28 protein-coding genes are annotated in these 25,903 nt (G+C 71.7%); 18 read left to right on the top strand and 10 right to left on the bottom strand.

Annotated elements, in window-relative coordinates:
* Positions 1–97: 97 nt before the first annotated feature.
* Both DXZ73_RS12520 and DXZ73_RS12515 read right to left on the bottom strand, forming a co-directional pair.
* Positions 98–1,495: a metallopeptidase TldD-related protein gene (locus DXZ73_RS12520; RefSeq protein ID WP_116211074.1), complete on the bottom strand. Its 1,398-nt coding sequence runs from the start codon at positions 1,493–1,495 to the stop codon at positions 98–100.
* Positions 1,492–3,015, bottom strand: a complete 1,524-nt coding sequence (locus DXZ73_RS12515) for a TldD/PmbA family protein (RefSeq protein ID WP_116211073.1) — start codon at positions 3,013–3,015, stop codon at positions 1,492–1,494. The genes DXZ73_RS12520 and DXZ73_RS12515 overlap by 4 nt, the downstream gene beginning before the upstream one ends.
* 236 nt (positions 3,016–3,251) lie before the next feature.
* On the opposite strand from DXZ73_RS12515, the gene fabG reads away from it, so the two are divergent.
* From fabG to DXZ73_RS12500, 3 genes are all read left to right on the top strand, one after another.
* Positions 3,252–3,971 (top strand): 3-oxoacyl-[acyl-carrier-protein] reductase, encoded by a 720-nt coding sequence (gene fabG, locus DXZ73_RS12510; protein WP_116211072.1) that lies wholly within the window; start codon positions 3,252–3,254, stop codon positions 3,969–3,971.
* A 5-nt stretch (positions 3,972–3,976) separates the two neighbouring features.
* A complete protein-coding gene (fabI, locus tag DXZ73_RS12505) occupies positions 3,977–4,747 on the top strand; it encodes an enoyl-ACP reductase FabI (RefSeq protein WP_116211071.1) in 771 nt (256 codons plus the stop codon).
* Between the two features lie 147 nt (positions 4,748–4,894).
* The gene (locus DXZ73_RS12500; RefSeq protein ID WP_116211070.1) at positions 4,895–5,227 is read left to right on the top strand and encodes a hypothetical protein; all 333 of its coding nucleotides are present in this window, start codon (positions 4,895–4,897) and stop codon (positions 5,225–5,227) included.
* Between the two features lie 11 nt (positions 5,228–5,238).
* Here DXZ73_RS12500 and DXZ73_RS12495 read toward each other — a convergent pair whose 3' ends face one another.
* Entirely contained in the window at positions 5,239–5,913 is a 675-nt protein-coding gene (locus DXZ73_RS12495; RefSeq protein ID WP_116211069.1) for a FadR/GntR family transcriptional regulator, read from the bottom strand.
* A gap of 39 nt (positions 5,914–5,952) precedes the next feature.
* Between DXZ73_RS12495 and DXZ73_RS12490 the strand changes: the two genes are divergently transcribed.
* The 4 genes from DXZ73_RS12490 (at position 5,953) to DXZ73_RS12480 (ending at position 8,372) form a co-directional block, all read left to right on the top strand.
* Positions 5,953–7,239 carry a CynX/NimT family MFS transporter gene (locus tag DXZ73_RS12490; protein WP_116211068.1) on the top strand — a complete coding sequence of 429 codons (1,287 nt, stop codon included), beginning with the start codon at positions 5,953–5,955 and terminating at the stop codon, positions 7,237–7,239.
* Positions 7,240–7,280: 41 nt separating this feature from the next.
* Positions 7,281–7,403 carry an SGM_5486 family transporter-associated protein gene (locus DXZ73_RS40080; protein WP_275898578.1) on the top strand — a complete coding sequence of 41 codons (123 nt, stop codon included), beginning with the start codon at positions 7,281–7,283 and terminating at the stop codon, positions 7,401–7,403.
* A 168-nt stretch (positions 7,404–7,571) separates the two neighbouring features.
* Entirely contained in the window at positions 7,572–7,775 is a 204-nt protein-coding gene (locus DXZ73_RS12485) for a hypothetical protein (protein ID WP_116211067.1), read from the top strand.
* Between the two features lie 78 nt (positions 7,776–7,853).
* Complete coding sequence (locus tag DXZ73_RS12480) at positions 7,854–8,372, top strand: SixA phosphatase family protein (RefSeq protein WP_116211066.1); 519 nt, start codon at positions 7,854–7,856, stop codon at positions 8,370–8,372.
* Between the two features lie 250 nt (positions 8,373–8,622).
* On the opposite strand, the gene serB is transcribed toward DXZ73_RS12480, so the two are convergent.
* Both serB and DXZ73_RS12470 read right to left on the bottom strand, forming a co-directional pair.
* On the bottom strand, positions 8,623–9,855 hold the full coding sequence (gene serB, locus DXZ73_RS12475; RefSeq protein WP_116211065.1) for a phosphoserine phosphatase SerB: 1,233 nt from the start codon (positions 9,853–9,855) through the stop codon (positions 8,623–8,625).
* 83 nt (positions 9,856–9,938) lie between these two features.
* Positions 9,939–11,597 (bottom strand): streptophobe family protein, encoded by a 1,659-nt coding sequence (locus DXZ73_RS12470; protein WP_116211064.1) that lies wholly within the window; start codon positions 11,595–11,597, stop codon positions 9,939–9,941.
* A 233-nt stretch (positions 11,598–11,830) separates the two neighbouring features.
* Between DXZ73_RS12470 and DXZ73_RS12465 the strand changes: the two genes are divergently transcribed.
* Positions 11,831–14,425 (top strand): FHA domain-containing protein, encoded by a 2,595-nt coding sequence (locus DXZ73_RS12465; RefSeq protein WP_425315827.1) that lies wholly within the window; start codon positions 11,831–11,833, stop codon positions 14,423–14,425.
* 78 nt (positions 14,426–14,503) lie between these two features.
* Here DXZ73_RS12465 and DXZ73_RS12460 read toward each other — a convergent pair whose 3' ends face one another.
* Complete coding sequence (locus tag DXZ73_RS12460) at positions 14,504–15,217, bottom strand: transglycosylase SLT domain-containing protein (RefSeq protein ID WP_116211062.1); 714 nt, start codon at positions 15,215–15,217, stop codon at positions 14,504–14,506.
* Between the two features lie 341 nt (positions 15,218–15,558).
* Positions 15,559–16,260, bottom strand: coding sequence for a nitroreductase family protein (locus DXZ73_RS12455; RefSeq protein WP_205519159.1), 702 nt, complete (start codon positions 16,258–16,260; stop codon positions 15,559–15,561).
* 179 nt (positions 16,261–16,439) lie between these two features.
* Here DXZ73_RS12455 and DXZ73_RS12450 point away from each other — a divergent pair, with 179 nt between their 5' ends.
* From DXZ73_RS12450 to DXZ73_RS12435, 4 genes are all read left to right on the top strand, one after another.
* Positions 16,440–17,585, top strand: a complete 1,146-nt coding sequence (locus tag DXZ73_RS12450) for a GAF domain-containing sensor histidine kinase (RefSeq protein WP_116211060.1) — start codon at positions 16,440–16,442, stop codon at positions 17,583–17,585.
* A gap of 43 nt (positions 17,586–17,628) precedes the next feature.
* Positions 17,629–18,276 (top strand): response regulator, encoded by a 648-nt coding sequence (locus DXZ73_RS12445; RefSeq protein WP_116215577.1) that lies wholly within the window; start codon positions 17,629–17,631, stop codon positions 18,274–18,276.
* A 152-nt stretch (positions 18,277–18,428) separates the two neighbouring features.
* A complete protein-coding gene (locus tag DXZ73_RS12440; RefSeq protein WP_116211059.1) occupies positions 18,429–18,665 on the top strand; it encodes a chaplin in 237 nt (78 codons plus the stop codon).
* Positions 18,666–18,841: 176 nt separating this feature from the next.
* Positions 18,842–19,156 (top strand): chaplin, encoded by a 315-nt coding sequence (locus DXZ73_RS12435; protein ID WP_116211058.1) that lies wholly within the window; start codon positions 18,842–18,844, stop codon positions 19,154–19,156.
* A gap of 97 nt (positions 19,157–19,253) precedes the next feature.
* On the opposite strand, the gene DXZ73_RS12430 is transcribed toward DXZ73_RS12435, so the two are convergent.
* Positions 19,254–20,060, bottom strand: coding sequence for a hypothetical protein (locus tag DXZ73_RS12430; protein WP_116211057.1), 807 nt, complete (start codon positions 20,058–20,060; stop codon positions 19,254–19,256).
* 122 nt (positions 20,061–20,182) lie between these two features.
* Between DXZ73_RS12430 and DXZ73_RS12425 the strand changes: the two genes are divergently transcribed.
* From DXZ73_RS12425 to DXZ73_RS12410, 4 genes are all read left to right on the top strand, one after another.
* Entirely contained in the window at positions 20,183–20,974 is a 792-nt protein-coding gene (locus DXZ73_RS12425; RefSeq protein WP_116215576.1) for an ABC transporter ATP-binding protein, read from the top strand.
* 70 nt (positions 20,975–21,044) lie between these two features.
* Positions 21,045–21,467: an NfeD family protein gene (locus tag DXZ73_RS12420; protein ID WP_338059120.1), complete on the top strand. Its 423-nt coding sequence runs from the start codon at positions 21,045–21,047 to the stop codon at positions 21,465–21,467.
* A 147-nt stretch (positions 21,468–21,614) separates the two neighbouring features.
* Entirely contained in the window at positions 21,615–22,568 is a 954-nt protein-coding gene (locus DXZ73_RS12415; RefSeq protein WP_116211055.1) for an SPFH domain-containing protein, read from the top strand.
* An 85-nt stretch (positions 22,569–22,653) separates the two neighbouring features.
* Positions 22,654–23,427 (top strand): sulfite exporter TauE/SafE family protein, encoded by a 774-nt coding sequence (locus tag DXZ73_RS12410; RefSeq protein ID WP_116215575.1) that lies wholly within the window; start codon positions 22,654–22,656, stop codon positions 23,425–23,427.
* Positions 23,428–23,475: 48 nt separating this feature from the next.
* On the opposite strand, the gene DXZ73_RS12405 is transcribed toward DXZ73_RS12410, so the two are convergent.
* Together DXZ73_RS12405 and DXZ73_RS12400 are read right to left on the bottom strand one after the other, a co-directional pair.
* Positions 23,476–23,985, bottom strand: coding sequence for an HNH endonuclease (locus DXZ73_RS12405; RefSeq protein ID WP_116211054.1), 510 nt, complete (start codon positions 23,983–23,985; stop codon positions 23,476–23,478).
* Between the two features lie 362 nt (positions 23,986–24,347).
* Positions 24,348–24,887: a YbhB/YbcL family Raf kinase inhibitor-like protein gene (locus tag DXZ73_RS12400; protein WP_116211053.1), complete on the bottom strand. Its 540-nt coding sequence runs from the start codon at positions 24,885–24,887 to the stop codon at positions 24,348–24,350.
* 82 nt (positions 24,888–24,969) lie between these two features.
* Between DXZ73_RS12400 and DXZ73_RS38780 the strand changes: the two genes are divergently transcribed.
* Both DXZ73_RS38780 and DXZ73_RS12390 read left to right on the top strand, forming a co-directional pair.
* Complete coding sequence (locus tag DXZ73_RS38780) at positions 24,970–25,449, top strand: ribonuclease domain-containing protein (protein WP_240351323.1); 480 nt, start codon at positions 24,970–24,972, stop codon at positions 25,447–25,449.
* Positions 25,446–25,877 (top strand): barstar family protein, encoded by a 432-nt coding sequence (locus DXZ73_RS12390; protein WP_116211052.1) that lies wholly within the window; start codon positions 25,446–25,448, stop codon positions 25,875–25,877. Before DXZ73_RS38780 ends, DXZ73_RS12390 begins: the two co-directional genes overlap by 4 nt.
* Positions 25,878–25,903: the final 26 nt, after the last annotated feature.

The raw sequence follows: 25,903 nt of genomic DNA, 5'->3' as shown, positions 1-25,903 counted from the left end.
AGAAGAAGGAGAGGGGACGGGAGGGAGGGGGTGGACGGACGCGCCCAGTCTATTCGGCCCGGTCGCGCGCCCTGGCTGTCCCACCCCCGCCCGGCCGTCACACCCCCTGGCTGACCGAGCTCATGTTGAAGTCGGGCACCCGCAGCGCGGGCATCGCCGCCCGGCTGAAGTAGTCGCCCCACTCGCGCGGCAGCGTCTGTTCGGTGCGGCCCGCCTCCGTGGCCCTGGAGAGCACGGAGACCGGGGACTCGTTGAAGCGGAAGTTGTTGACCTCGCCGACGACCTCGCCCTTCTCGACCAGGTAGACGCCGTCCCGGGTGAGCCCGGTGAGCAGCAGCGACGCCGGGTCGACCTCGCGGATGTACCACAGGGAGGTCAGCAGCAGCCCGCGCTCGGTGTCGGCGACCATCTCGTCGAGCGAGCGGGTGCCGCCCGCGTCCAGGATGAGGTTGTCGACGGCGGGGGTGACCGGGAGGTCCGTCAGGCCGGCGGTGTGACGGGTCGTGGCCAGCCGCTCCAGCACCCCCTCGCGGATCCAGTCCGTGGCGGAGAGCGGCAGCCCGTTGTCGAAGACCGACGCGTCCTCGCCGGAACTGCCCGTGAGCACGAACGGCGCGCACTGCAGGCCCGGGTACGCCGGGTCGCTGCGCAGCGACAGCGGCAGCCCGGACAGCTTCTCGCCGATGCGCGTGCCACCGCCGGGCTTGGAGAAGACCGTACGGCCCTCCGCCGCCTCCCGGGCCGTGGCCGACCACGCCTGGTAGATCATCAGGTCGGCGACGGCGGTCGGCGGGAGCAGCGTCTCGTACCGCCCGGCCGGCAGCTCGACCTTCGTACGGGCCCAGGCGAGCCGCCGGGCCAGCTCGGCGTCCAGCGCCGCCGGGTCCACGTCCGTGAAGTCGCGGGTGGCGCGGCCCGCCCACGCGGAGCGCGTGCGGTCCGGGGACTTGGCGTTGAGCTCCAGGGTGCCGGTGGGCTGGTCGTGGCGGAGCCGCAGCCCGGCGGAGGAGCCCAGGTAGTGGGAGTCCATCCGGTGGAGGGCGAAGCCGTACAGCTCGCGGCCCTCGGCGCGGGCCCGGGCGAAGGACTCGCCGAGCGCGGGCGCGAAGGCGTCGAAGACCGCCGGGGAGGTCTCGGCGGGCGCTTCGGTGAAGCCGGGGGAGTGCGGGACGCCCGTCACCAGCGGCTGGGCGTCCTCGGCGGGGCCCGCCTCCCGGGCGGCGGCCTCGGCGGCCCGGACCAGCGGCTCCAGCTCCTCCGCGGTGACCGCGGAACGGGAGACGACCCCGGAGGCCGTGCCCTCGGCGCCGTCGACGGTCGCGATCACCGTGACGGTGCGGCCGCGGGTGACGCCGTTGGTGGTGAGCGCGTTGCCCGCCCAGCGCAGATTGGCGGTGGAGTCCTCGCTCGCGATCACGACACAGCCGTCGGCGCGCGACAGCTCCAGGGCACGCTCGACGATCTCGTGCGGCTTGTTCCTGCTACGAGGGCTCACTGACCCGCCTCCTGAGTGGTGTTCAAGATGTTGACGCCCGTGAAGAGCGCGGAGGGGCAGCCGTGGGAGACCGCGGCGATCTGGCCCGGCTGGGCCTTGCCGCAGTTGAACGCGCCGCCCAGGACGTACGTCTGCGGTCCGCCGACCGCCGCCATCGAGCCCCAGAAGTCCGTCGTCGTCGCCTGGTAGGCGACGTCCCGGAGCTGCCCGGCCAGCCGGCCGTTCTCGATCCTGAAGAAGCGCTGCCCGGTGAACTGGAAGTTGTACCGCTGCATGTCGATCGACCACGAGCGGTCGCCCACGACGTAGATGCCGTTCTCGACGCCCGAGATCAGCTCCTCCGTCGACGGTCCGCCGGGCGCCGGCTGGAGCGAGACGTTCGCCATCCGCTGCACGGGCACGTGCGAGGGGGAGTCGGCGAACGCGCAGCCGTTGGACCGCTCGAAGCCCGTGAGCTTCGCGATCCGCCGGTCGAGCTGATAGCCGGTGAGGACGCCGTCCTTGACGAGGTCCCAGGACTGGGCCTGCACGCCCTCGTCGTCGTAACCGATGGTCGCCAGGCCGTGCTCGGCGGTCCGGTCGCCCGTCACGTTCATGATCTTCGAGCCGTAACGGAGGCTGCCCAGCTTGTCGAAGGTCGCGAACGAGGTGCCCGCGTACGCCGCCTCGTAGCCCAGCGCCCGGTCCAGCTCGGTGGCGTGGCCGATCGACTCGTGGATCGTCAGCCACAGATTGGAGGGGTCGACCACCAGGTCGTACGCGCCGGCCCGGACGCTCGGCGCGCGCATCTTCTCGGCCAGCAGCTCCGGCATCTGTGCCAGTTCGGCGTCCCAGTCCCAGCCGGTGCCCGTGAGGTACTCCCAGCCGCGGCCGGCCGGCGGCGCGATGGTGCGCATCGTGTCGAAGTCGCCGGTCGCCGGGTCCACCGCGGTCGCGGTCAGCTGCGGGTGCACGCGCACGCGCTGCTGGGTGGTCGTGGTGCCCGCCGAGTCGGCGTAGAACTTGTTCTCCTGCACGGTCGTCAGCGTGGCGTCGGTGTGCGACACCCCGTCCGCGGCCAGCAGCCGGCCGCTCCAGTCCGCGAGCAGGGCCGTCTTCTCGGCGTCGGGCACCTCGAAGGGGTTGACCTCGTACGCGGAGACCCAGGTGCGGTCCGCGTGCACCGGTTCGGCGGCCAGCTCCACCCTCTCGTCGGAGCCCGCCGCCGCGATCACCTTCGCCGACAGCTTCGCCATCGCGACGGCCTGTCCGGCCACGCGCGCGGCCGCGTCCATGGTCAGCTCCACGCCCGCGGCGAACCCCCAGCTCCCGCCGTGCACCACGCGCACCGCGTAGCCCTGGTCGGTGGCGTCCGTCGAGCCCGCGGGCCGGGCGTCGCGCAGCCGCCAGGAGGCGCTGCGCACCCGCTCGAACCGGAAGTCCGCGTGGTCGGCACCGAGCGCGCGGGCGCGGGCGAGCGCGGCGTCGGCGAGCGGCCGCAGCGGCAGCGCGAGGAATGACTCGTCGATGGAACGGGGCATGGAATGGGGCACAGGGTCCTCCCGAGGGTCGTCGCTGTGAATCATGCCGCCTGATGGGCCGCCCACGCACCGCGTTTCCGCTCCTCGGGCCGGGTGCGGGGGACTACCGGTTCTGTAGAGATCCAACAGTGTGTGCCGCGTGCCCCTGTCGCAGGTCGATTCTCTCTTCGATGACCACTACCGATACGTTTCGGTGTAGTCAGCAGCACCCATGGAAGAAACGGAAGGGTGATCCCTTGAGCCGCTCGGTTCTCGTCACCGGAGGAAACCGGGGCATCGGCCTCGCCATCGCCCGCGCGTTCGCGGAAGCGGGGGACAAGGTCGCCATCACCTACCGCTCCGGTGAGCCGCCGGAGGCGCTCATGGAACTGGGCTGCCTCGCCGTGAAGTGCGACATCACGGACCCCGAGCAGGTCGAGCAGGCCTACAAGGAGATCGAGGAGAAGCAGGGCGCGGTCGAGGTGCTGGTGGCCAACGCCGGCATCACCCGCGACCAGCTGCTGCTGCGGATGTCCGAGGAGGACTTCACCTCCGTGGTGGACACCAACCTCACCGGCACCTTCCGGGTCGTCAAGCGCGCCTCGAAGGCCATGCTGCGGGCCCGCAAGGGCCGTGTGGTGCTGATCTCCTCCGTCGTCGGCCTGCTGGGCTCGGCGGGCCAGGCCAACTACGCCGCCTCCAAGGCCGGCCTCGTCGGCTTCGCCCGCTCGATCGCCCGTGAGCTGGGCTCCCGCAACATCACGATCAATGTCGTCGCGCCCGGCTTCGTGGACACCGACATGACCCGGGCGCTCAGCGACGAGCAGCGGGCGAACATCGTGAAGCAGGTGCCGCTCACGCGCTACGCACAGCCCGAGGAGATCGCCGCCTCGGTCCGCTTCCTCGCCTCCGACGAGGCCGCATACATCACTGGAGCCGTCATTCCTGTCGACGGCGGATTGGGCATGGGTCACTGAACGTCATGAGTGGAATCCTCGCAGGCAAGCGCATCCTCGTCACCGGCGTCCTCACCGAGTCGTCGATCGCCTTCCAGGCCGCGAAGGTGGCCCAGAACGAGGGCGCCGAGATCATCCTCACCGGCTTCGGCCGCCTCTCCCTGGTCGAGCGCATCGCCAAGCGGCTGCCGAAGCCCGCGCCGGTGATCGAGCTGGATGTCAGCAACCAGGAGCAGCTCGACGGCCTGGCCGACAAGGTGCGCGAGCACCTGGGCGAGGGCGTGGCCCTCGACGGCATCGTGCACTCCATCGCCTTCGGCCCGCAGGGCGCCTTCAACTTCCTGGAGGCCACGTGGGAGGACGTCTCCACGGCGGTCCAGGTCTCGGCGTACTCCTACAAGTCGCTGGCCATGGCCCTGCTGCCGCTGATGCCGGCGGGCAGCTCCATCGTCGGCCTCACCTTCGACGCCCAGATCGCCTGGCCGAAGTACGACTGGATGGGCGTGGCCAAGGCCGCCCTCGAGAGCACCAACCGCTACCTCGCCCGTGACCTCGGTCCCAAGGGCATCCGCTGCAACCTGGTCTCGGCCGGTCCCCTCAAGTCGATGGCCGCCAAGTCCATCCCGGGCTTCGAGGAGCTCGCGGACGTGTGGAACCACCGCGCCCCGATCGGCTGGGACCTGTCCGACCCGGAGCCGGCGGGCCGTGGCGTCGTCGGTCTGCTGTCGGACTTCTTCCCGCGCACCACGGGCGAGATCGTCCACGTCGACGGCGGCGTGCACATGATGGGTGCCTGAGTCAGGGCCCCGAGGCGTACGAAGGCCGCGCCGCTGTCCGGTGGACAGCGGCGCGGCCTTCGCGTATGCGGACACCGGGCGTGAGCGCCCGAGTCGAGAACCTCGCCCTCCGCCCGCACACTGTTGGGGACGGGAGGAGGTACGGACATGAACTGCCCGCTCCGCCGAACGGCGGCCCTGTTGTTCGCCACCGCCGCCCTGGCCGGTGCCGTGTGCCCGCCCGCCTCCGCGGCGCCCGGGCCGGACGCGACGCTCGAAGCCGAGTGCAGCACCCGCGTCCGCGGCTCGCACGCCACGGCCGACTGTTTCAACGGCAACTCCACCATCGATCGCGTACAGCTGCACATCGAGTGCGTCCGCTGGTGGGACCCGGACATGGACACCGCGCCCGTCGCGGTCACCCCGGCCCGCCACGTCTCCCTCACCCAGCGCTGCTGGCTGGGGATACGCCACGCCTGGGTGACGCACACCCCCGGCTGACGGGCCCGCCCTCAGCGCACGCCGCGGCAGCCGTACGGATAGCGGCCCGCCTCCTCCTCCGCCGTCCGCTCGTCGCCGTCCCTGATCGCGGCCACCAGCCTGCCGTGGTCGGCAAGCCCCTCGGGCTTCAGCTCCGTGCCGACGTCCGCGCGCAGGAACTGGCGGAGCACCCCGCCCAGATCCGCGTACACCTCCGCCAGCACCTCGTTGTGCGCCGCGGCGACCACCGCCGTGTGCAGCGTGGCGTCGGCCTCCACGAACTGCTCCGCCTCTCCCGAGCGCCAGGCCTCCTCGCGCCGCTGCAGCAGCGCCGTCAGCTGGGCGAGGTCCTGCTCGGTGCGCCGCCGGGCCGCCAGCCGGGCCGCCTGGGTCTCCAGGGCGCTGCGCAGCTCCGCCACGTGCAGCGGGTCCGCCTGCGCGAAGCGGCGGTTCATCACCCCGGCGAGCTCACTGGTGGCGACGACATAGGTGCCCGAGCCCTGGCGGATGTCCAGCAGGCCGTTGTGCGCCAGGGCGCGCACGGCCTCCCGCACGGTGTTGCGGGCCACGCCGAGCTGTTCCACGAGCGCGGGCTCGGTGGGGATGCGCGAGCCGACGGGCCACTCGCCGGACGTGATCTGGTTGCGCAGCTCCGCGATCACCTGGTCGACGAGGGGGGAACGGCGGGGAGATGTCAGAGGCGCCATTGTCGTGCTCCATTCATCCCATGATTCTATGATGCCGGTATGGCACATACGGCAGACGAAGATCTCACGACGGGCGACAAGGCCGCGTCGGCACCGGCAACCGACACGCCCGCCCCCGCCCCGGGGCGCGGATCCGCACGCCGGCGGTCCCTGCTCCTCGCCGTGGGGCTCGTCCTCGCCGCCCTCAACCTCCGCCCGGCGATCACCAGCCTGGGCGCGCTGATGAAGGAGGTGAAGGCCGGGTTCGGCATGAGCGGCGCCCTCGCCGGGCTGCTCACCTCCGTGCCCACCCTGTGCTTCGCGGTCTTCGGCCTCGCCGCGCCCCGGCTGGCCCGGCGCTGGGGGCCCGCCCCGGTGGTCTGCGCCGGGATGGCGGCCATCGCCGCCGGGCTCGCGCTGCGTCCGTTCGGCGGCGGGATTCCCGCCTTCCTGGCCCTGAGCGCCCTCGCGCTCGCGGGCATCGCCGTGAGCAACGTCCTGATGCCGGTCGTCGTCAAGCGCTGGTTCCCCGACCGCGTCGGCCCCATGACCGGCCTCTACTCGATGGCGCTCTCCGGCGGCGCCGGTGTCGCGGGCGCCGTCACCGTCCCGCTGACCCACGCCATGGGCGGCGGCTGGAAGTACGGCCTCGCCATATGGGCCGTACTCGCCGCCGCGGCGGCCCTGGCCTGGCTGGCCATCAGCGCCCGCGGCCGGGCGGAGGGCGATGCCGCGCCCGCCGCCGGTGCCGTACGGGAGACCACCGGCAAGAGCATCACCCGCAGCGCCACCGCCTGGGCGCTGGCCGTCTTCTTCGGCCTCCAGTCCACCGGCGCGTACATCGTCATGGGCTGGCTGCCCGTGATCTTCCGGGACGCCGGGGTCTCCGCCTCCACCGCCGGTTTGCTGGCCGCGACGACGATGGTGGTGGGCGTCCCGATCGCCTTCCTGCTGCCGCGCCTCGCCTCTCGCCTGCCCCACCAGGGCGTCCTGGCCGTCACCCTCGCCGCCTTCGGCATCGCGGGCTACACGGGTCTGTTGCTGGCCCCCAAGGACGGCGCCTGGGTGTGGGTGGTGCTCCTCGGCGTCTCCAACAGCGCCTTCCCGCTCGCCCTCACCATGATCGGCATGCGCGCCCGGACCGGCGCGGGCATGGTGCGGCTGTCCGCCTTCGCCCAGAGCGTCGGCTACCTCATCTCCATCCCCGGACCGCTGCTCGTGGGCTGGCTCAACGAGAGCACCGGTGGCTGGAACTGGCCGATCGCCCTGATGGCTTCGCTGATGGTGCCTCAGATCGTGGCGGGCGTGCTCGCGGGGCGCGACCGCACGGTGGAGGACGAGATCTGACCCGGCCGAACGGCCGCCGGCGAGGGTGCGACACTGGTGCCATGCAGCAGCCCGTGCTCGACCCGAATCCCAAGAACGGCCAGAAGACGCTGATCGCCATCCTCGGTGCGATGCTCGCGATCACCGTCGTCATCGCGGTGATCGCGACGCTCGCCTCACCCTGACCCCCGACGTGCCGTTCCGGCGGAGGGTGGGGTTAACCCCCGTCCCCTAGGGGGGCCGAGTCAGGGGCAAGTGGGTGGTTCACCGGATGGGAGCGGGACGCCGCCGTCCGTAGGTTCGTAGTACACCGCGAAGGCGCGGTGGCCCTGGACCTACTCGGAGGCGATCCCATGTCCGCCGGCACGAAGCACCGGACGCACGGCACCGTGCAGACCAGGCTGCCGTGGTGGGGCCTGGTGCTCCCCGCGGTGGCCTTCGTGACGCTCTTCCTGCTGCTGTCCTCGCCCGCGTCGGCGGAGTCCGGCGCGACGGCCGGTGCGACGGGCTCGCTCGCCCGCGTCGTGCAGTTCGTCCAGCACACGCTCGGCGGGTAGGCGGCGCGTGCCACCGAGGGGGGAACGGCCTCCCAACACCCCGCGCCTCGCCGCCCTTTTCATGCGAAGCTGGAAAACATGAGCGCCGAACCGACCCGCAGGATCGTCCTTCTCCGCCACGCCAAGGCCGAATGGTCCGACGTGGACGACCACGAGCGTCCCCTCGCGGAGCGCGGCCGCAAGGACGCCCCCGTCGCGGGACGCAGGCTCGCCGGCTCCGGCATCGTCCCCGACCTGGTCCTCTGCTCCACCTCCGCCCGCACGCGCGAGACATGGAAGCTCGCGGTCCACGAGCTGCCGCAGCGCCCGCGCACGGTGTACGAGGACCGGCTGTACGAGGCCTCGCTCGGCGAGCTCATCGCCGTGATCAACGAAACGCCCGAAGACGTGGCGGACCTGCTCCTGGTGGGGCACAACCCGGGGATGCACGGGCTGGCGGACGCGCTCGCGGGCAGCGCGGAGGGCGACGCGCTCGCGCGCATGAACCGCTCCGGCTTCCCGACGTCGTCGATCGCGGTGCTCACGTTCACGGGCTCATGGAAGTCGGTGGAGCTCGGAGTCGGCCGCCTGACGGACTTCTGGCCGCCGCACGCTTAGGCGGTGGCCAGGCGGGGCTTTGTGCGGGTGAGCTTGTCGCCTGCGGCGGGCTTGTTCCCCAGCCCCGCCCCTTCCCGAAACTGGGGCTTCGCCCCAGACCCCCGAAGCGGCTGCGCCGCTTGTCCTCAAACGCCGGACGGGCTGAAATCAGCCCGTCCGGCGTTTGAGGACGCGCCCGCAGGGAGCTCCCGCCGCAGGCGGCAACGGACCCGCGCTCGACAACGGCGAGTAACCCAGGCCCCCGCCACGATCACTCGTGCGTGTTCGCCGCCTCGACCTCTTCCCTGGTGACGCCCAGAAGATAGAGCACCGTGTCCAGGAACGGCACGTTCACCGCCGTGTGCGCCGCCTCCCGCACCACCGGCTTCGCGTTGAACGCGACCCCGAGGCCCGCCGCGTTCAGCATGTCCAGATCGTTCGCCCCGTCCCCGATCGCGACCGTCTGCGCGAGCGGCACCCCCGCCTCCGCGGCGAACCGCCGCAGCAGGCGCGCCTTGCCCGCGCGGTCCACGATCTCCCCGGTGACCCGGCCGGTCAGCCGGCCGTCGACGACCTCCAGCGTGTTCGCCGACGCGAAGTCCAGGCCCAGCCGCTCCCGGAGGTCGTCCGTGACCTGGGTGAACCCACCGGAGACCACGCCCACCTGATAGCCGAGCCGCTTCAGCGTCCGGATCAGGGTCCGGGCGCCCGGGGTGAGCCGGACCTCGGCCCGCACCTTGTCCACCACGGACTCGTCCAGCCCGGCCAGCAGCGCGACCCGGGCGTGCAGCGACTGCTCGAAGTCCAGCTCGCCGCGCATCGCCTGCGCGGTGACCTCCGCGACCTCCGCCTCGCACCCGGCGTGCGCCGCGAACAGCTCGATGACCTCGTCCTGGATCAGCGTCGAGTCCACGTCCATGACGATCAGGCGCTGCGCCCGCCGCTGGAGACCGGCCGCCACAACCGCCACATCCACCCCACGCGCCGCCGCCTCCATGGCCAGCGCGGTCCGCAGCGACTCGGTCTCGGTGCCCGAGACGGCGAACTCCACCGCGGTCACCGGGTACTTGGCGAGCCGGAAGATGCGGTCGATGTTGCCGCCGGTGCCGGTGATCCGGGCCGCGATCGCGGCCGTCGACTCGGCGGTCAGCGGGTGGCCGAGCACCGTGACATGGGAACGCCCGGTGCCACGCGGCCTGTTGTCGCCCCGGCCCGAGATGATCTCCGCCTGGAGGTGCAGCGAGTCCGCCCAACTGTGCACCGTCGCCCGCAGCTCGCCCTCCATCGGCCCCCCGCCCGACGGTGCGGTGACCAGCGCGCAGAGGGTGATCCGGCCCCGGGTGACGACCTGCTCGATGTCGACGACGTCGACGGCGAACGCGGCGAGCGTGTCGAACAGTCCGGCGGTGATGCCCGGCCGGTCCTTCCCGAAGATCTTGACGAGGAGGGTGGGTACGTCGTCGCCGGTGGCGGCGGTGGCAGGCGAGGTCTGCGATGCGCTCATGGTGCTCCCACCGTATCCGGCCCCGCGGGGGATCCGTACACCTGTCCCGCCGACCGGACGGCGAAGAACCGGATTACGGCGCGTTAACGCTGTCCGTACGGCGGTCCAGGAGGCGGCGGCCCGGGAGGCGGCGGCCCCTCTTCCGGAGACCCGTACCCCCGCCGGGGGCGCGGCCGGGGCGGGGGCAGGGGCGTCCCCGGCTGGGTGGGCGCGCTGAAGTGGTCGGCGGCCGGTGGCCGTCGGTAGGGGTTCGCCTCGTCGCGCTTGTACGGATTCGTCTCGTCCTGCGCGGGCCGGTGGGCCGGCGAGGGGTTGTACGGGCCCGGCAGATAGGCCAGGTCGGGGTACGTACGAGCGCCGCCTGTGCCCGTACGGGGACGGGGCCCCGCCGCGCGCCGTCCCGCAGCCCCCACCGCGCAGGCCAGCAGCGCCCCGGCCGCCCCCGCGACCGTGCCCCACAGCGCGCCCAGGCCCAGGGCCATCGGGGCGTCGCCCGTCAGCTCCAGGCCCGCCCCCACGGCGTCGAAGCCCAGGACCGAAAGACCGGCGTCCGCCTTGACGCGGGTCGCCAGCACCAGCAGCGGCAGCGCGAGGGCGGTCGCCACTCCCAGCGACACCGCGCAGCGCCCCGCAAAGGCCGGCACGCCCAGCTCGCCCCGGGGTGTGCGGACCGCGGTGAGCACCCCCGCCACGAGGATCATCAGGGCGCAGGCGAACCCCAGCAGCCACACCCGCCCGTCGAGTTCCGCCAGGCGTCCCAGCGTCACCGACTCGTCGGCCTTGGCGCTCAGCAACTCGTCCAGCGGCGAGGGCAGCACCTGGACCAGCGCCCCGGTGGCCGTGCCCCGCCAGGAGACCAGGAGTCCCAGCGGCACCGCGAGCCACACCCCGTTGGGCGTCCCGAGCAGTGCCGCGCCCAGCACCCGCTTCGCGTGGGCGTCGCTCGCCGCCGCGACCAGCGCCGCCGCCAGCCCCGCGCCGACCGCCACGACCAGCACCGCGCACAGCGCCGAGACCGCCGGGCGCACCCCCCGGTGCAGTACCTCCCAGCCGCGCGGCAGCGGTGCCCGCCGCGCCGCCAGTACGGTGATCAGCAGGACGCCGAGCACCCACACCGCGCCGCCGAGCAGCGAGGGGCCGGTCCGCACGGAGAAGCCCACGGAGGCCTTGGCGCGCGCCAGTCCGGCGAGCCGGTCCGGCAGACCGCCGCCGATGTTCCCGATGTCCCCGACCCCGGGGATCACCAGGCCGCCGCCGCTCGTGCCGCCGAGACCGAGGCCGCTCCCGTCGATCGTGACCGTGTCCGAGCCGACCCAGGCCAGCCCGCCGAGCAGCAGCAGGAAGAGCACGGCCACCGTGCCCGCCCGCACGGCGAGCTCGCGGACGGACACCGTGGCACCGGCCGTACGCAGCGACCGCGCGAAGACAAGTCCCAGCAGGAGCGCGCCCGCCAGGCTCACGCCCAGTGGCGCGATTTCGATGGCGCTGTGCGCCGCCGCGCCCTTCAGACCGAATGCCTCCAGATCGCCCGAAGGGGTGACGGAGCCGCCCACCGCAAGAACGACGGCGGCCGCGGTCATCGGCCCAAGCGCACCCGCCGTATCCGCACCGAGTAAATGCAGTCCCAGTGCCGCAATTCCCGCCATAGCGAGAAAAGCCCAGCTCACGGCGGCTATTGAGGTAAGAATCAGCTCCGCGGCGGGGATTCCGCCACCCCCGCGTCCATGCCTTTTGCCGATCATCACGGACCCCCCCGATCCCGCCACGTTGCCCGGATGCGCATGATCCGTACGTATCCGTGGCGGTAACCACTCTCAGGGTGTGTTTCGGGTCCGTCAACGGCGCCCGTTACCGGGTTGCGCCCTTCCCCGACTTTTGGTTCGGGGACTGTGCCTGAAATAGTTCCTCCCGATGTTCGCCATCCCTAGACTCCCTGTGCAGGGGGCTCATCGGGGGACAAGTAGTGGGGCATGGAGTGCCGGAACTCGTACTGGAATTGAATGGACAGACCTGGACGCTCGATCCGTCCAGGTCGTACACCCTGGGGCGTGATCCGCAGGGCGACATGGTGCTGCAGGACGCCCGCGTCTCGTGGCGGCACGCCACCGTGCGCTGGGGCGGGCGCAGTTGGGTCATCGAGGACCACGGCAGCACCAACGGCACATACGTGCAGGGGCAGCGGATCCACCAGATGGAAATCGGCCCCGGTTCGACCGTGCACCTGGGCAACGCCACGGACGGCCCGCGGCTGAATCTCGCCGCTGCCGGCGCCGGTGCCGGGGTCGGAGCCCCGGCCGCGGACCTCTACAGCGCGCAGACCGCGATGGCCGCGCCGCAGGCTCCGGCCCACCATCAGCCGCCGCAGCACCAGCAGCCCGGGGCCGGCTGGCAGCAGCCCCCGTACCAGCAGCAGGGGCAGGACGCCTGGCAGCAGCACCAGCAGCAGGCGCACCAGCAGCACCAGCCGCAGGCGTACGTCCCGCAGCAGGCGCCGGAGCCCGCGCAGCAGCCCCCGGCGCACGGTGGCACCCCGCCGCAGGGCGGCGGCAACCCCCCGGTCTACGGCGACCGCAGCCCGACCAGCTTCCACCAGATGGCCGTCGGCCGCGGCGTGATGCGCATCGGCCGTGCCCTGGAGAACGAGCTGGTCGTCTCCGACCTCCAGGTCTCCCGGCACCACGCCGAGTTCCGGGCCACCGGCGACGGCCGCTTCGAGATCGTCGACCTCGGCAGCCACAACGGCACCTACGTCAACGGCCAGCCGGTCCGTCAGCAGATCATCGGCCCCCACGACATCGTGGGTGTCGGTCACTCCACCTTCCGTCTGGTCGGCGACCGGCTGGAGGAGTTCGTCGACACCGGCGACGTCTCCTTCTCCGCCCGCCACCTCACGGTCACGGTCGACGGCGGCAAGCAGATCCTCAAGGACGTCTCCTTCGGCGTCCCCGAGAAGTCGCTGATCGCCGTCATCGGCCCGTCCGGCTCCGGCAAGTCCACGCTGCTCAAGGCGCTCACCGGCTACCGCCCGGCGAACGAGGGCGACGTCCTCTACGACAACCGCAACCTCTACAAGCAGTTCGCCGAGCTGCGCCAGCGCATCGGTCTGGTCCCGCAGGACGACATCCTGCACAAGGAGCTCACCGTCCAGAAGGCGCTGCGCTACGCCGCCAAGCTCCGCTTCCCCGGCGACACCGCGGCCTCCGAGCGCGAGGCCCGGATAGGTGAGGTGCTCGCCGAGCTCAAGCTCGACATCCACAAGGACAAAAAGGTCACCTCCCTCTCCGGCGGTCAGCGCAAGCGCGTCTCCGTCGCCCTGGAGCTGCTCACCAAGCCCTCGCTGATCTTCCTGGACGAGCCCACCTCCGGCCTCGACCCGGGCATGGACCGCGATGTGATGCAGCTGCTCCGCGGCCTCGCCGACGACGGCCGCACGGTCCTGGTGGTCACCCACTCCGTCGCCGAGCTCGCGATCTGCGACAAGCTGCTGGTGATGGCCCCCGGCGGGTCGGTCGCCTACTTCGGCCCGCCCGAGGAGGCGCTCAACTTCTTCGGCTACGACACCTGGGCGGACGTCTTCTCGGCCTTCGAGAACTACCGCGACTACGACTGGTCGGGCCGCTGGCGCGGCTCGCAGCACTACCAGATGTACGCCGCGGACATCGACGCCGTCGCCCCGCAGTCCGTGCACGTCCAGCCGCAGATGGTCCGCCCGCCCAAGCCGCAGAGCTGGGGCTCCCAGCTGTGGACCCTGATGCGCCGCTACGCCTCGGTCATCGCCTCCGACCGCGGCTTCATCGGCCTGATGCTCATCCTGCCCGCCGTGCTCGGCGGCGTGAGCTGTGTGATCCCCTCCGACTACGGCCTCGGCGCGCCGGAGAAGGGGCACTTCAACCAGGACGCGGGCACGATCATGCTGATCCTCGCGGTCGGCATGTGCTTCTCCGGCGCCGCCAACTCCGTCCGCGAGCTGATCAAGGAACGGGTCATCTACGAACGGGAACGCGCCGTCGGCCTGTCCCGCTCCGCGTATCTGATGTCCAAGGTGATCGTCCTCGGCGCGATCACCGCGGTGCAGGGCGCCCTCATCTGCGCCATCGGCTTCTCGGTCCGCAAGCTGCCCGAGCACGGCCTGATCGTCAAGAACCTCCCGGCCGTCGAGATCTGCCTGGTGATCATCGCGCTCGGCTTCACCTCGATGATGATCGGCCTCGTCATCTCCTCCCTGGTGAAGACCGCCGAGAAGACCATGCCGCTGCTGGTGATGTTCGCGATCGTCCAGGTCGTCTTCACCGGCATCATGTTCAAGATCTACGACTCGCCGGGCATCGAGCAGTTCGCCTGGCTGATGCCCTCCCGCTGGGCCATCGGCGCGTCCGCCGCGACGCTCGACCTTTCGCACATCATGGCGCCGATGGACAAGAACAACCGCAACAACGTCGACCCGCTGTGGGCACACACCGCGAGCCAGTGGGGCATCGACGTGGTCGTGCTCATCGCCCTCGGCGTGCTCTGCGGCTTCGTGGTCGCGCGGCTGCTGCGCCGCCACGAGCCCGAGGTCATGCGCAAGTAACGCGGCACGTACACACGCCGAAGGGCGGCACCCGGACCGGGTGCCGCCCTTCGGCGTGTGCGCGTGCCGTCAGCTCGCTCAGTAGGCGGAGTTGACGTTGTCCATCGAGCCGTACGTCTTGGCCGCGTAGTTGCAGGCGGCGGTGATGTTGGCGACCGGGTCGTAGATGTCCCAGGAGGTGCCCTCGACGTGGTACGCCTTGAAGGTCGGGTCGATCACCTGGAGCAGGCCCTTGGAGGGGATGCCGGCGGCGGCGTTGGAGTCCCAGTTGTTGATGGCCTGGGGGTTGCCGGTCGACTCGCGCATGATGTTGCGCTTGATGCCGTCGTACGAACCCGGGATGTTGTGGGCGGCCATGATGTCCAGGGCCTCGCGGATCCACCCGTCGAGGTTGTTGGCGTAGGCCTTCTTCGCGGGGGCCGGGGCCGGGGCGGGGGCGGCCTGGACCGGCTTGCGCTCCTCGGAACGGCTCGCGGCCTCCTTGTCGGCGCGCTCCTTGTCGGCCTTGGCCTTCGCCTCGGCCTCCGCCTTCTGCTTGGCCTCGGCCTCGGACTTCGCCAGCTTCGCGGCGTTGTCCGACTGCTTGCCGAGCTGCTCCTGCTGGTCCTCGACACCGAGGGCCTTGGCGTTCCACGCGACCGGCTTGACGGCGATCGACTGCGTGCCAGCGTCGGCCGAACCGGCCGGCAGGGCGGCGAACGTCAGGGCGGCCACACCGGCCGCGGCGATGCCCGCGGCGGAGAACTTGTGGACCTTGGTGAGACGGCTATAGCCGGAGATGGGGGAGCGCATGCTGAGCTGAACCTCTTCCAATCGCTTGAGTCGCAGTGGCCCGGAGAGGCGCTGCAAAAAGCGCCGCGTCTCGATCGACGGCGCCCTGCGACTGGGCAATTGTTAGCGGCCGCAAAATGCTGTGGCAAAGGTGTGACGTACTACCCGGCTTCGTTGCGGAGGGCCCTGCGGCCACCGTGCGAAACGGGCCCCGAACGGCCCCTGCACCCGCTTACGGTGGCCTTATTTATCCACTAGCCGGGTTCGTAGGTGATCTGCGCCCTATGCCCGGCGTCACACCGGGCCCCCTAGGGGGTCACCCGGTGTGCGCGCCCTGACGCTTTGCGTATGTGATCGTTTGCTCAGATCTCCACCAGTACCTGGTCCAGGCTCTTGCGGACCAGGTCCGGCACCTGGCAGTCCGCGGCCGGATACCCCACCGGGATCACCGCGAACGCCTTCTCGTTCGCCGGCCGCCCCAGCACCTCGGACAGGAACCGCATCGGGCTCGGCGTGTGCACCAGCGCGGCCAGCCCCGACAGGTGCAGCGCCGACAGCAGCATCCCGACCGCGATGCCCACCGACTCGTCCACGTAGTAGTGCTTGCGCTTCTTCCCGCCCGCACCCAGCCAGTACCGCTGCTGGAAGACCACGATCAGCGCGGGCGCGTCCGTCAGATGCGGCTTGACCTCGTCCGTGCCCAGCGGCCGCAGCGCCGCCAGCCACTCCTCGCCCAGCCGCCCGTCGTAGGAGATCCGTTCCTCCTCCTCCGCGGCCGCGCGGATCCGCCGCCGCACCTCGGGGTCCTTCACCAGGACGAACGTCCACGGCTGCTGATGCGCCCCGGAGGGGGCGGTGGCCGCGCACGCGATCGCGTCCTTCACCACCTGCTCCGGCACCGGGTCCACGGAGAACTGCCGTACGGTCCTGCGCCCGTCCATCCGCTCCCGCAGTTCGGCGGCGCGGGCCAGGGACTCGGCGGCGGGCATCCGCTCGGGCCGATAGGGCACCGGCCGGTAGGGATCGCCGTGGGTCGGTGTCCACTGTGTCGTTGGTATAGACATGCTCCGAGTCTGGTCCGCGACGGCGGCCCATGAGGGGCACATCCCGGAACTCGCCCCGTATCCCGCCCGGACCCCATATCCGGAACCGGGTCCGGGACCTCCGACCTAGGCCCCCGGTCCGGGGCCCGGGCCTCCGGCGGCCCGATACGCCCCGTCACCCACCTCGGTACCGTGACCTCATGACCACCGGCCCACGCTCCGGCCTCACCGCCGTGAGCACCGCGCTCCTCGCCATGAGCAGACACCTCCAGGTGCGCGACGTCCTCAAGACGATCGTCGTCTCCGCCCGCGAACTGCTGGACGCCGAATACGCCGCGCTCGGCGTACCGGACGACCACGGGGGCTTCGCGCAGTTCGTCGTCGACGGGATCAGCGACGAGCAGTGGAAGGCCATCGGCCCGCTGCCCCGGCAGCACGGCATCCTCGCCGCGATGCTCCACGACGCCACCCCGCAGCGCCTCGGCGACGTCCGCGAGGACCCCCGCTTCGAGGGCTGGCCCGACGCCCACCCCGACATGAGCGACTTCATCGGCATGCCCGTCGCCGACGGCGAGGAGATCCTCGGCGCGCTCTTCCTCGCCAACAAGAGGTGTCCCAAACCGGCCGGCGGCTGCGGCTTCACCGCCGAGGACGAGGAACTCCTCGGCGTCCTCGCCCAGCACGCCGCCATAGCGCTCACCAACGCCCGGCTCTACGAGCGCAGCCGCGAGCTCACCATCGCCGGGGAGCGCGCCCGCCTCGCCCACGAGCTGCACGACGCCGTGGCCCAGAAGCTCTTCTCCCTGCGCCTGACCGCCCAGGCGGCCACCGCGCTCGTCGACCGCGACCCCGCCCGCGCCAAGGACGAGCTGCACGAGGTGGCCCGGCTCGCCGCCGAGGCCGCCGACGAGCTGCGCGCCGCCGTCGTCGAGCTGCGCCCCGCGGGCCTCGACGAGGACGGGCTCGTCGCCACCCTGCGCACCCAGATCCAGGTCCTGGACCGGGCCCACACCGCCCGCGTCACCTTCGCCTCCCGGGGCGTACGGGCCCTCCCGGCCGCCCAGGAGGAGGCGCTGCTGCGCGTCGCCCAGGAGGCCCTGCACAACGCCCTGCGGCACTCCGGCGCCGGGCACGTGGGCGTCACCCTCACCCGCGCGGGCCAGGGCGCCGTGCTGCGCGTCACCGACGACGGCCGCGGCTTCGAGCCCGGCAGCGTCCGCCGGGCGGGCCGCCACCTCGGGCTCGTCTCCATGCGGGACCGGGCGACCGGCGTCGGCGGCGGTCTGACCGTTACCTCGGCGCCCGGGAAGGGCACCGCGATCGAGATGGAGGTGCCAGGTGGCTGAAATCGAAAGGGGCGACGCGGAGCGTTCCGATCGAAGGGGGGTGGTGGGCGACGGGCGGGCGATCCGGGTGCTGCTGGTCGACGACCACCAGGTGGTCCGCCGGGGCCTGCGGACGTTCCTGGAGGTCCAGGACGACATCGAGGTGGTCGGGGAGGCCGCCGACGGCGCCGAGGGCGTCGAGCGGGCCGAGGAGCTGCGCCCCGACGTCGTCCTCATGGACGTGAAGATGCCCGGCACCGACGGCATCGAGGCGCTGCGCAAGCTCCGGGAGCTCGGCAACCCCGCCCGGGTGCTGATCGTCACCAGCTTCACCGAGCAGCGCACCGTGATCCCCGCCCTGCGGGCCGGTGCGGCGGGGTACGTCTACAAGGACGTGGACCCCGACGCCCTCGCCGGCGCGATCAGGTCCGTGCACGCCGGGCACGTCCTGCTCCAGCCCGAGGTGGCGGGCGCCCTGCTGTCCCAGGAGGAGGCGGGCGGTGGCCAGGGGAGAGGCAACGCGCTCACCGAGCGCGAGCGGGAGGTGCTCGCCCTGATCGCCGACGGCCGGTCCAACCGGGAGATCGCCCGCGCCCTCGTCCTGTCGGAGAAGACTGTCAAGACCCACGTGTCGAACATCCTGATGAAGCTGGACCTCGCCGACCGCACCCAGGCGGCCCTGTGGGCCGTCCGACATGGGATCGGAGCATGATCGCGGTCATACCGGAACGTCGTCTTCAGATCAGAGATTCATACGGTCGTGTGGTGGTCCACCTGGCCCCGCAACCTGACCGTCCGTGACCCGTTTTCCATGGCGTACGCGGCGGCTGGCCGTGGCAACGTTCCAGGAAGGTCATTAGAAGAGTGAAGAACATGAAGAAGGTCGCTGCCGTCACGATCGCCCTCGGCGGTCTCGCCTTCGCGGGCGCCGGTGCGGCCTCCGCTCACCAGGCCGAGGGCGAGGCGAAGAACTCGCCCGGCGTCGTTTCCGGCAACGTCATCCAGGTGCCGGTCGACGTGGACGCGAACGTGTGCGGCAACACCATCAACGTGGTGGGTCTGCTCAACCCGGCGGCCGGGAACCTCTGCGTCAACAAGTAGCCGACGCATCGTCTGCCCGGCTCCGGCCCACGGAGCCCGGGCAGACGGGGGCGATCACTCGTCCGAATGAGGGCAAACACCGCCGATGGCCGTGCCATCGGCGGTGCGCTGGCGTTCATCAGTACGCGACCCCGCGGCTGGGGTCGTCAAGGACATCAGCAGAAGGAAGACCCTCTATGAACAGTGCCAAGAAGGCCGCCCTCGTCCTGGCCGCGGCAGGCATGGCTGTCAGCGCCTCTGTCAGCGTCGCCGCCGCCCACGGCGAGGGCGGTGGGGCCTTCGCCGACGGCGTGGCCAAGGGCTCGCCCGGCATCATCTCCGGCAATGTGATCCAGCTCCCGATCCAGGTGCCGATCAACCTGTGCGGCAACAGCATCGACATCGTGGGTCTCCTCAACCCGACGTTCGGCAACACCTGCATCAACGCGGACGTCGACCGCCATGAGGACTTCGGCCACGAGGGCCATGGCGGCCACGGCGGCCGCTACTAGGGCTCACGCTCCGCCTTCCCATCGGCGACTCAGGGGCGCGTACGGCAAGGCCCCGCGGACCTCTCCGCGGGGCCTTGCCGTACGCGCCTGAAGCGCCTCAGCGCCTCTTCCGGTCCCGCTCCTCCACCATCGCGTTGTACGCCGCCACCCGTGCCCGCCGGGCCGTGCGCTCCACCGGCCGCAGTGCCGCCGCCCGCGCCGCGATCTCCGACGCGCTCACCGCGCCGCCGTGCTCCCGCCCCTCGGCGTCCCCCGGCTCGTAGGCGATGGCGATCAGCGCCCCGACCCGCTGCGCCAGCTCCAGCACCCGCACCGCGCGTGGCGGATACCCCGGCGCCAGCACCTCGCGGCTCCGCTCGGCCCGCGCGCGATACGCCTCCAGCGCGGCCTGGGCCACCGGGCCGGAACCGGCCACATCCAGCCGGGTGAGCACCTCGGTCGCCTCGCGCAGCGCCTCCGCCAGCTCCCGCTCCGCCTCCGACAGCGTCGGCACGTCGGCGGGCGGCGCCTCCCGCACGGGCAGGCAGTGCCACAGGACCTCGACGTGCACATCCCCCTCGGGCCCGGCCTCGTAGACCTCCGGCACGAGCCCCAGCGCGGCGCCCACGGCGACGACCGCCTCCTCGGCCTCCAGGGCCCGGGCGTTGAACTCCGGCGGCCCGCTGAGCCCCAGCGGGTGGCCGGGCACCGGCAGCGCGAGGCGCAGCCCCGTCGCCCCGAGGGCGCGGAGCCGGCCGAGGGCCAGGGTCAGACCGACCGGGCCGGACTCCCCGGGCAGTCCGGTGACGCGGTGCACGGCGTCGTCACCGATGATCCGGTGTGCGGCCTCATCGGGAGAGGTGAATCCGGCAATGAGGGCATTTCCCCACGCAGTGAGCCGTCCTGAGCGGTGTTCATCGAGCATGGCCCCAGCCTAAGGACCGGCACCGACAACGGGTGGCGTAAGTTCTTCCCTGGGGGCTGTCCCTGAGGGCATCGCCTGCAAGGGCAAGCGACGACGACACTGCAATGGGAGACAACGCGCTCATGAGCGAAGTGCTGGAACTGGTGGACGTATCCGTGGTCCGCGAGGGCCGGGCTCTGGTGGACCAGGTCTCCTGGTCGGTCAAGGAAGGGGAGCGCTGGGTCATCCTCGGCCCCAACGGCGCAGGCAAGACCACCCTCCTCAATGTCGCCTCCAGCTATCTCTTCCCGACCACGGGCACCGTCAAGGTCCTGGGCGAGAAGCTCGGCGCGGTCGACGTCTTCGAGCTCCGCCCCCGCATCGGCGTCGCGGGCATCGCCCTCGCCGACAAGCTGCCGCGCAGCCAGACCGTCCTGCAGACCGTCCTCACCGCCGCGTACGGCATGACGGCCACCTGGCAGGAGAACTACGAGGAGGTCGACGAGCAGCGCGCCCGCGCCTTCCTCGACGTCCTCGGCATGACGGACTACCTGGACCGGAAGTTCGGCACCCTCTCCGAGGGCGAGCGCAAGCGCACCCTCATCGCCCGCGCGATGATGACCGACCCCGAGCTGCTGCTGCTCGACGAGCCCGCCGCGGGCCTCGACCTGGGCGGCCGCGAGGACCTCGTGCGCCGCCTGGGCCGCCTCGCCCGCGACCCCCTCGCGCCCTCGATGCTCATGGTCACCCACCACGTCGAGGAGATCCCCCCGGGCTTCACCCACGTCCTGATGATCCGTCAGGGCAAGGTGCTCGCCGCGGGCCCCGTCGAGCTCGAACTCACCTCCCGCAACCTCTCCCACTGCTTCGGCCTCCCCCTGGTCGTCGAGCGCCAGGGACAGCGCTGGACGGCCCAGGGCCTGCCCCTCTCCTGACCCCCCGCTCCACCGCGCGCCCCGCTCCCGCGCACTGTCCGGCGGCCGCCGCCACGCCTACCATGAACACGTGGACACATGGGTGTGGTGGCTGGTGGCCGCCGTCGGACTGGGCATCCCGCTCGTCGTCACCGCGATGCCCGAGTTCGGGATGCTCGCGGCCGGAGCCGTGGCCGCCGCCGTCACCGACCGGCTCGGCGGCGGCGCCGTCGCGCAGTTCGTCGTCTTCGCCGTCGTCTCGGTCGCCCTCATCGCCGTCGTCCGGCCGATCGCCAACCGCCACCGTTCGCAGCGCCCCGCCCTGGAGACCGGCGTGGACGCCCTCAAGGGCCGGCAGGCCGTCGTCCTGGAGCGGGTCGACGGCAACGGCGGCCGCATCAAGCTCGCCGGCGAGATCTGGTCCGCGCGCTCCTACGACGCCGCGCGCAGCTACGAGGCGGGCCAGCAGGTGGACGTCGTCGAGATCGACGGTGCGACGGCCGTGGTGCTGTGACCGCCGCCGACCACCCCCGTACGGCCCCGGGACACACCGGGGAACGAGCCGCGCGCGGCTTGATATGCCCTCATTACCTGCACGGCGGCGCCGCGTTCTGAAAGACTTCACCGGAGAGATCAACACCGACAGGCACGGGGAGCCACGATGGAACCGATCATCATCGTCCTGATCATCTTGGTGGTGCTCGTCTTCATCGCCCTCATGAAGACGGTCCAGGTGATCCCACAGGCCAGCGCCGCCATCGTCGAGCGCTTCGGCCGCTACACCCGGACCCTCAACGCCGGTCTGAACATCGTCGTCCCCTTCATCGACTCCATCCGCAACCGCATCGACCTCCGCGAGCAGGTCGTGCCGTTCCCGCCGCAGCCGGTGATCACCCAGGACAACCTGGTCGTCAACATCGACACCGTCATCTACTACCAGGTGACCGACGCGCGCGCCGCGACGTACGAGGTCTCCAGCTTCATCCAGGCCATCGAGCAGCTCACCGTCACCACCCTGCGCAACATCATCGGCGGCATGGACCTGGAGCGGACCCTCACCTCGCGTGAGGAGATCAACGCGGCCCTGCGCGGCGTGCTCGACGAGGCCACCGGCAAGTGGGGCATCCGCGTCAACCGCGTCGAGCTCAAGGCCATCGAGCCGCCCACCTCCATCCAGGACTCGATGGAGAAGCAGATGCGCGCCGACCGTGACAAGCGCGCCGCGATCCTCACCGCGGAGGGCATCCGCCAGTCGCAGATCCTCACCGCCGAGGGCGAGAAGCAGTCCGCGATCCTGCGCGCCGAGGGTGAGGCCAAGGCCGCCGCCCTGCGCGCCGAGGGCGAGGCCCAGGCGATCCGTACGGTCTTCGAGTCCATCCACGCCGGTGACCCCGACGAGAAGCTGCTCTCCTACCAGTACCTCCAGATGCTGCCGAAGATCGCCGAAGGCGACGCCAACAAGCTCTGGATCGTGCCCAGCGAGATCGGCGACGCGCTCAAGGGCCTGAGCGGCGCCGTCGGGAACTTCGGCCCCATGGGCCCGTCGCGCAGCGGTGGCCAGGCCCCGAAGACCACCAAGGAGACGCCCCGCCGGGAGCAGCCGCCCATCGACTGACGCCGGTCCTCTCCTGCATGATCAGTAAGGCCCCTCGACCCCTTCAGGGCGGGGAGGCGACACACTGACCATGAAGGAGATGGCCTTGTCCATCTGGGAAGCACTCGCGATCTTCGCCGCAGGCATCGGCGCGGGCACCATCAACACCATCGTCGGCTCCGGCACCCTCTTCACCTTCCCGGTGCTCCTCGCCGTCGGACTGCCCCCGATCACCGCGAACGTCTCCAACACCCTCGGCCTCGTCAGCGGAAACATCAGCGGCGCCATCGGCTACCGCCGCGAACTCCGCGGCCAGCGCCGCCGCGTCCTGCGCTTCGGCGTCACCGCCCTGATCGGCGGGCTCGCCGGCGCCGTCCTGCTGCTCGCGCTCCCGTCCAAGGCCTTCGACACGATCGTGCCCGCCCTCATCGGCCTCGCACTGGTCCTCGTCGTCCTCCAGCCCCGGCTCGCCAAGGCGCTCGCCCGCCGCCGCGAACGCAACGGCACCACCGACACCGTCACCGACGGCGGCCCCGCCCTGCTCCTGGGCCTCCTGCTCGCCAGTGCCTACGGCGGCTACTTCGGCGCGGCCCAGGGCGTCCTCTACCTCTCCCTGATGGGCCTGCTCCTGCGCGACGACCTCCAGCGCGTCAACGCCCTGAAGAACGTCCTCGCCGTCGTCGTCAACGGCGTCGCGGCGCTCTTCTTCCTCTTCGTCGCCGACTTCGACTGGACCGCCGTGCTGCTCATCGCCGCGGGCTCCACCCTCGGCGGCCAGCTGGGCGCGAAGATCGGCCGCCGTCTGCCGCCCACCGCGCTGCGCGGCGTCATCGTCGTGGTCGGCGTCGTGGCCATCGTGCAGATGCTGCTGAAGCAGTGACGAACAGGGGGCGGGCGGGGGAGGAACACACCCCGCCCGCCCCCTCGCTCAGGCGGACACCGCGACCCGCCCCGCCAGCCACTCCGGCAACCCCTCCCGCGCCCCCAGCGCGAGCACGAGCGCGTCCGCGGGCGTCGGTTCGAACGGCGCGGTCAGCAGCCGCATCCCCGCCTGCTCCGGCGTACGGTCCGCCTTGCGGTGGTTGTCCTCGGCGCACGCCGCGACCGTGTTCAGCCAACTGTCCTCGCCCCCGCGCGAGCGCGGCACCACATGGTCCACCGTCGTCGCCCGCCGGCCGCAGTACGCGCACCGGTGCTGGTCCCGCACCAGCACCCCCCGCCGCGACCAGGAAGCCCGTCTTCGGAACGGCACCCGTACGTAGCGGCACAACCTGATCACCTGCGGCACCGGCATCTCGACCGCCGTCGCCCGGACCCGTCGCCCGGGCCTCGCCTGCTCGACCACGGCCTTGCCCTGGAGCACGAGCACCACCGCACGTCGCAGCGACACCGTCGCCAACGGCTCGAAACTCGCATTGAGCACCAGCGTCTCCCGCATCCCGCACACCTCCCGGCCCGTCCCCGCCCCAGCGGCAAAGATGGCTCAACTGTGCCCCTGTACAGATCGGACGACAACGTAATTTCCGTACGGGAAAAGGGAGTTGAAGAACAGAAGAAGAAAGGGGAACGCTCCGGACCCTTCCCCCGTGTGACACAGGGCCCGGAGCGCACGACAGCGGACGCGGGCGCCCGGCACGATGCCGGACTCCGGCAGACGGCCGGCGCACGCGCGCCCCGCCGCCCCCGCCACTGCGGTGTCCACTGTCCGACGGCCATGCGGAGCCGTCAGCCATGCACCACTGTGCGATCCGGGGCGGCGGGGCGCAACGGATTTTCCGGTCGGCCCCGCGGGTACGGGCCTCAGCCGGCGGCCGGCACCTCGTACCCACCGATCAACTGCGCCCGGCCCAGGGCGTGGAACCGCAGGTTGAAGCCCACGACAGCGGGCGACGCGGCGGCGTCCGGGCCCAGCTTCTCCTTGTCCACCGCGTAGACCGTGAACACATAGCGGTGCGGCCCGTCGCCGGGCGGCGGGGCGGCACCGCCGAAGTCCCGCGTCCCGTAGTCGTTGCGCACGTGGACGGCGCCCTCGGGCAGCCCCTTCAGCTCACCGCTCCCCGCACCGGCGGGCAGCTCCGTCACCGACAGCGGGATGTCGAACAGCACCCAGTGCCAGAAGCCGCTGCCGGTCGGCGCGTCGGGGTCGAAGCACGTGACGGCGAAGCTCTTCGTCCCCTCGGGGAACCCCTCCCAGCGCAGCTGCGGCGAGAGGTTGCCCCCGGAGAACACCTGGGCGTCGCCCAGCGTCCCACCGGGCGTCAGGTCATCGCTCACCACCGTGAACGAGGCCACCGGAGGGTGGAATTCATGGGGGAGCGGCGGTCGCTTCTGCTCGGGCACTTCGGCGCCTCCTTGTACGCGCGGACGGTGAAGCCGCCAGCCTAACCAGGCGCCGTCCGCGGGGGCTGCGACCATACGGAGTGTGCTTCGACAGCTTCGACTCCCCCGACGACGACCGGCCGGGCGCGCCCTGCGCGCGCTGACCGCCTTCCTCGCCGCCCTGCCCCTGCTCCTGCTGCCCGCCTGCTCCTCCGGCGGCCACAAGGACGGGAAGACGACCTCGACCACGAGCCCGGCACGGAACACCCAGGGCTCCTCCGGGGCCCCCGCCTGGGCGAAGGGCATGCGGACGATCACCCCGGACCGGCTGCCCGCCGAGGCCCGCAAGACCCTCGAACTCATCGACAAGGGCGGCCCCTTCCCGTACGACAAGGACGGCACGGTCTTCGGCAACTACGAGAACCGGCTGCCGAAGCAGGCCCGCGGCTACTACCACGAGTACACCGTTCCCACCCCCGGCTCCCGCACCCGCGGCGCGCGCCGCATCATCACCGGGAACCACGCCGAGCGCTACTACACCGGCGACCACTACGACACCTTCGAAGCGGTGGTAAAACCATGACCGGCCCGCTGCCCGCACCCGGCCTCACCGGCCTCTTCATCGGCACCGTCCCCCCGGGGCTCTACCGGCTGCCGCCCACCGAGACCGCTTCCCGCGTCATCTCGCTCGCCGCCGAGGCCGACTGGCGGGTGGCCACGCTGCCGCTGGGCGGGGTGACGGACAAGACCGGCTTCCTCGACCGCTGCGCGGCCGCCCTCGACTTCCCCCAGTGGTTCGGCCGCAACTGGGACGCCCTCGCCGACTGCCTCATGGACCTCTCCTGGTGGCGCGACGAGAGCAAGGCCCGCGGCTACCTCCTCCTCGCGGAGGACTGGGACGCCTTCCGCAAGGCCGCCCCGAAGGACGCCCGCACGGCGGAGACGATCCTCGCCGACGCCGTCGACTACTGGACCGACGGCGAGTCACCACTGGCGGTCCTGCTCGGCTGAGGACCGGAACCGGTTGTGATCGGCCG

Origin of the sequence: Streptoverticillium olivoreticuli subsp. olivoreticuli, from assembly GCF_003391135.1 — a bacterium.
Classification (GTDB): domain Bacteria; phylum Actinomycetota; class Actinomycetes; order Streptomycetales; family Streptomycetaceae; genus Streptomyces; species Streptomyces blastmyceticus.
This window is presented reverse-complemented; position numbering and strand designations above follow the sequence as displayed.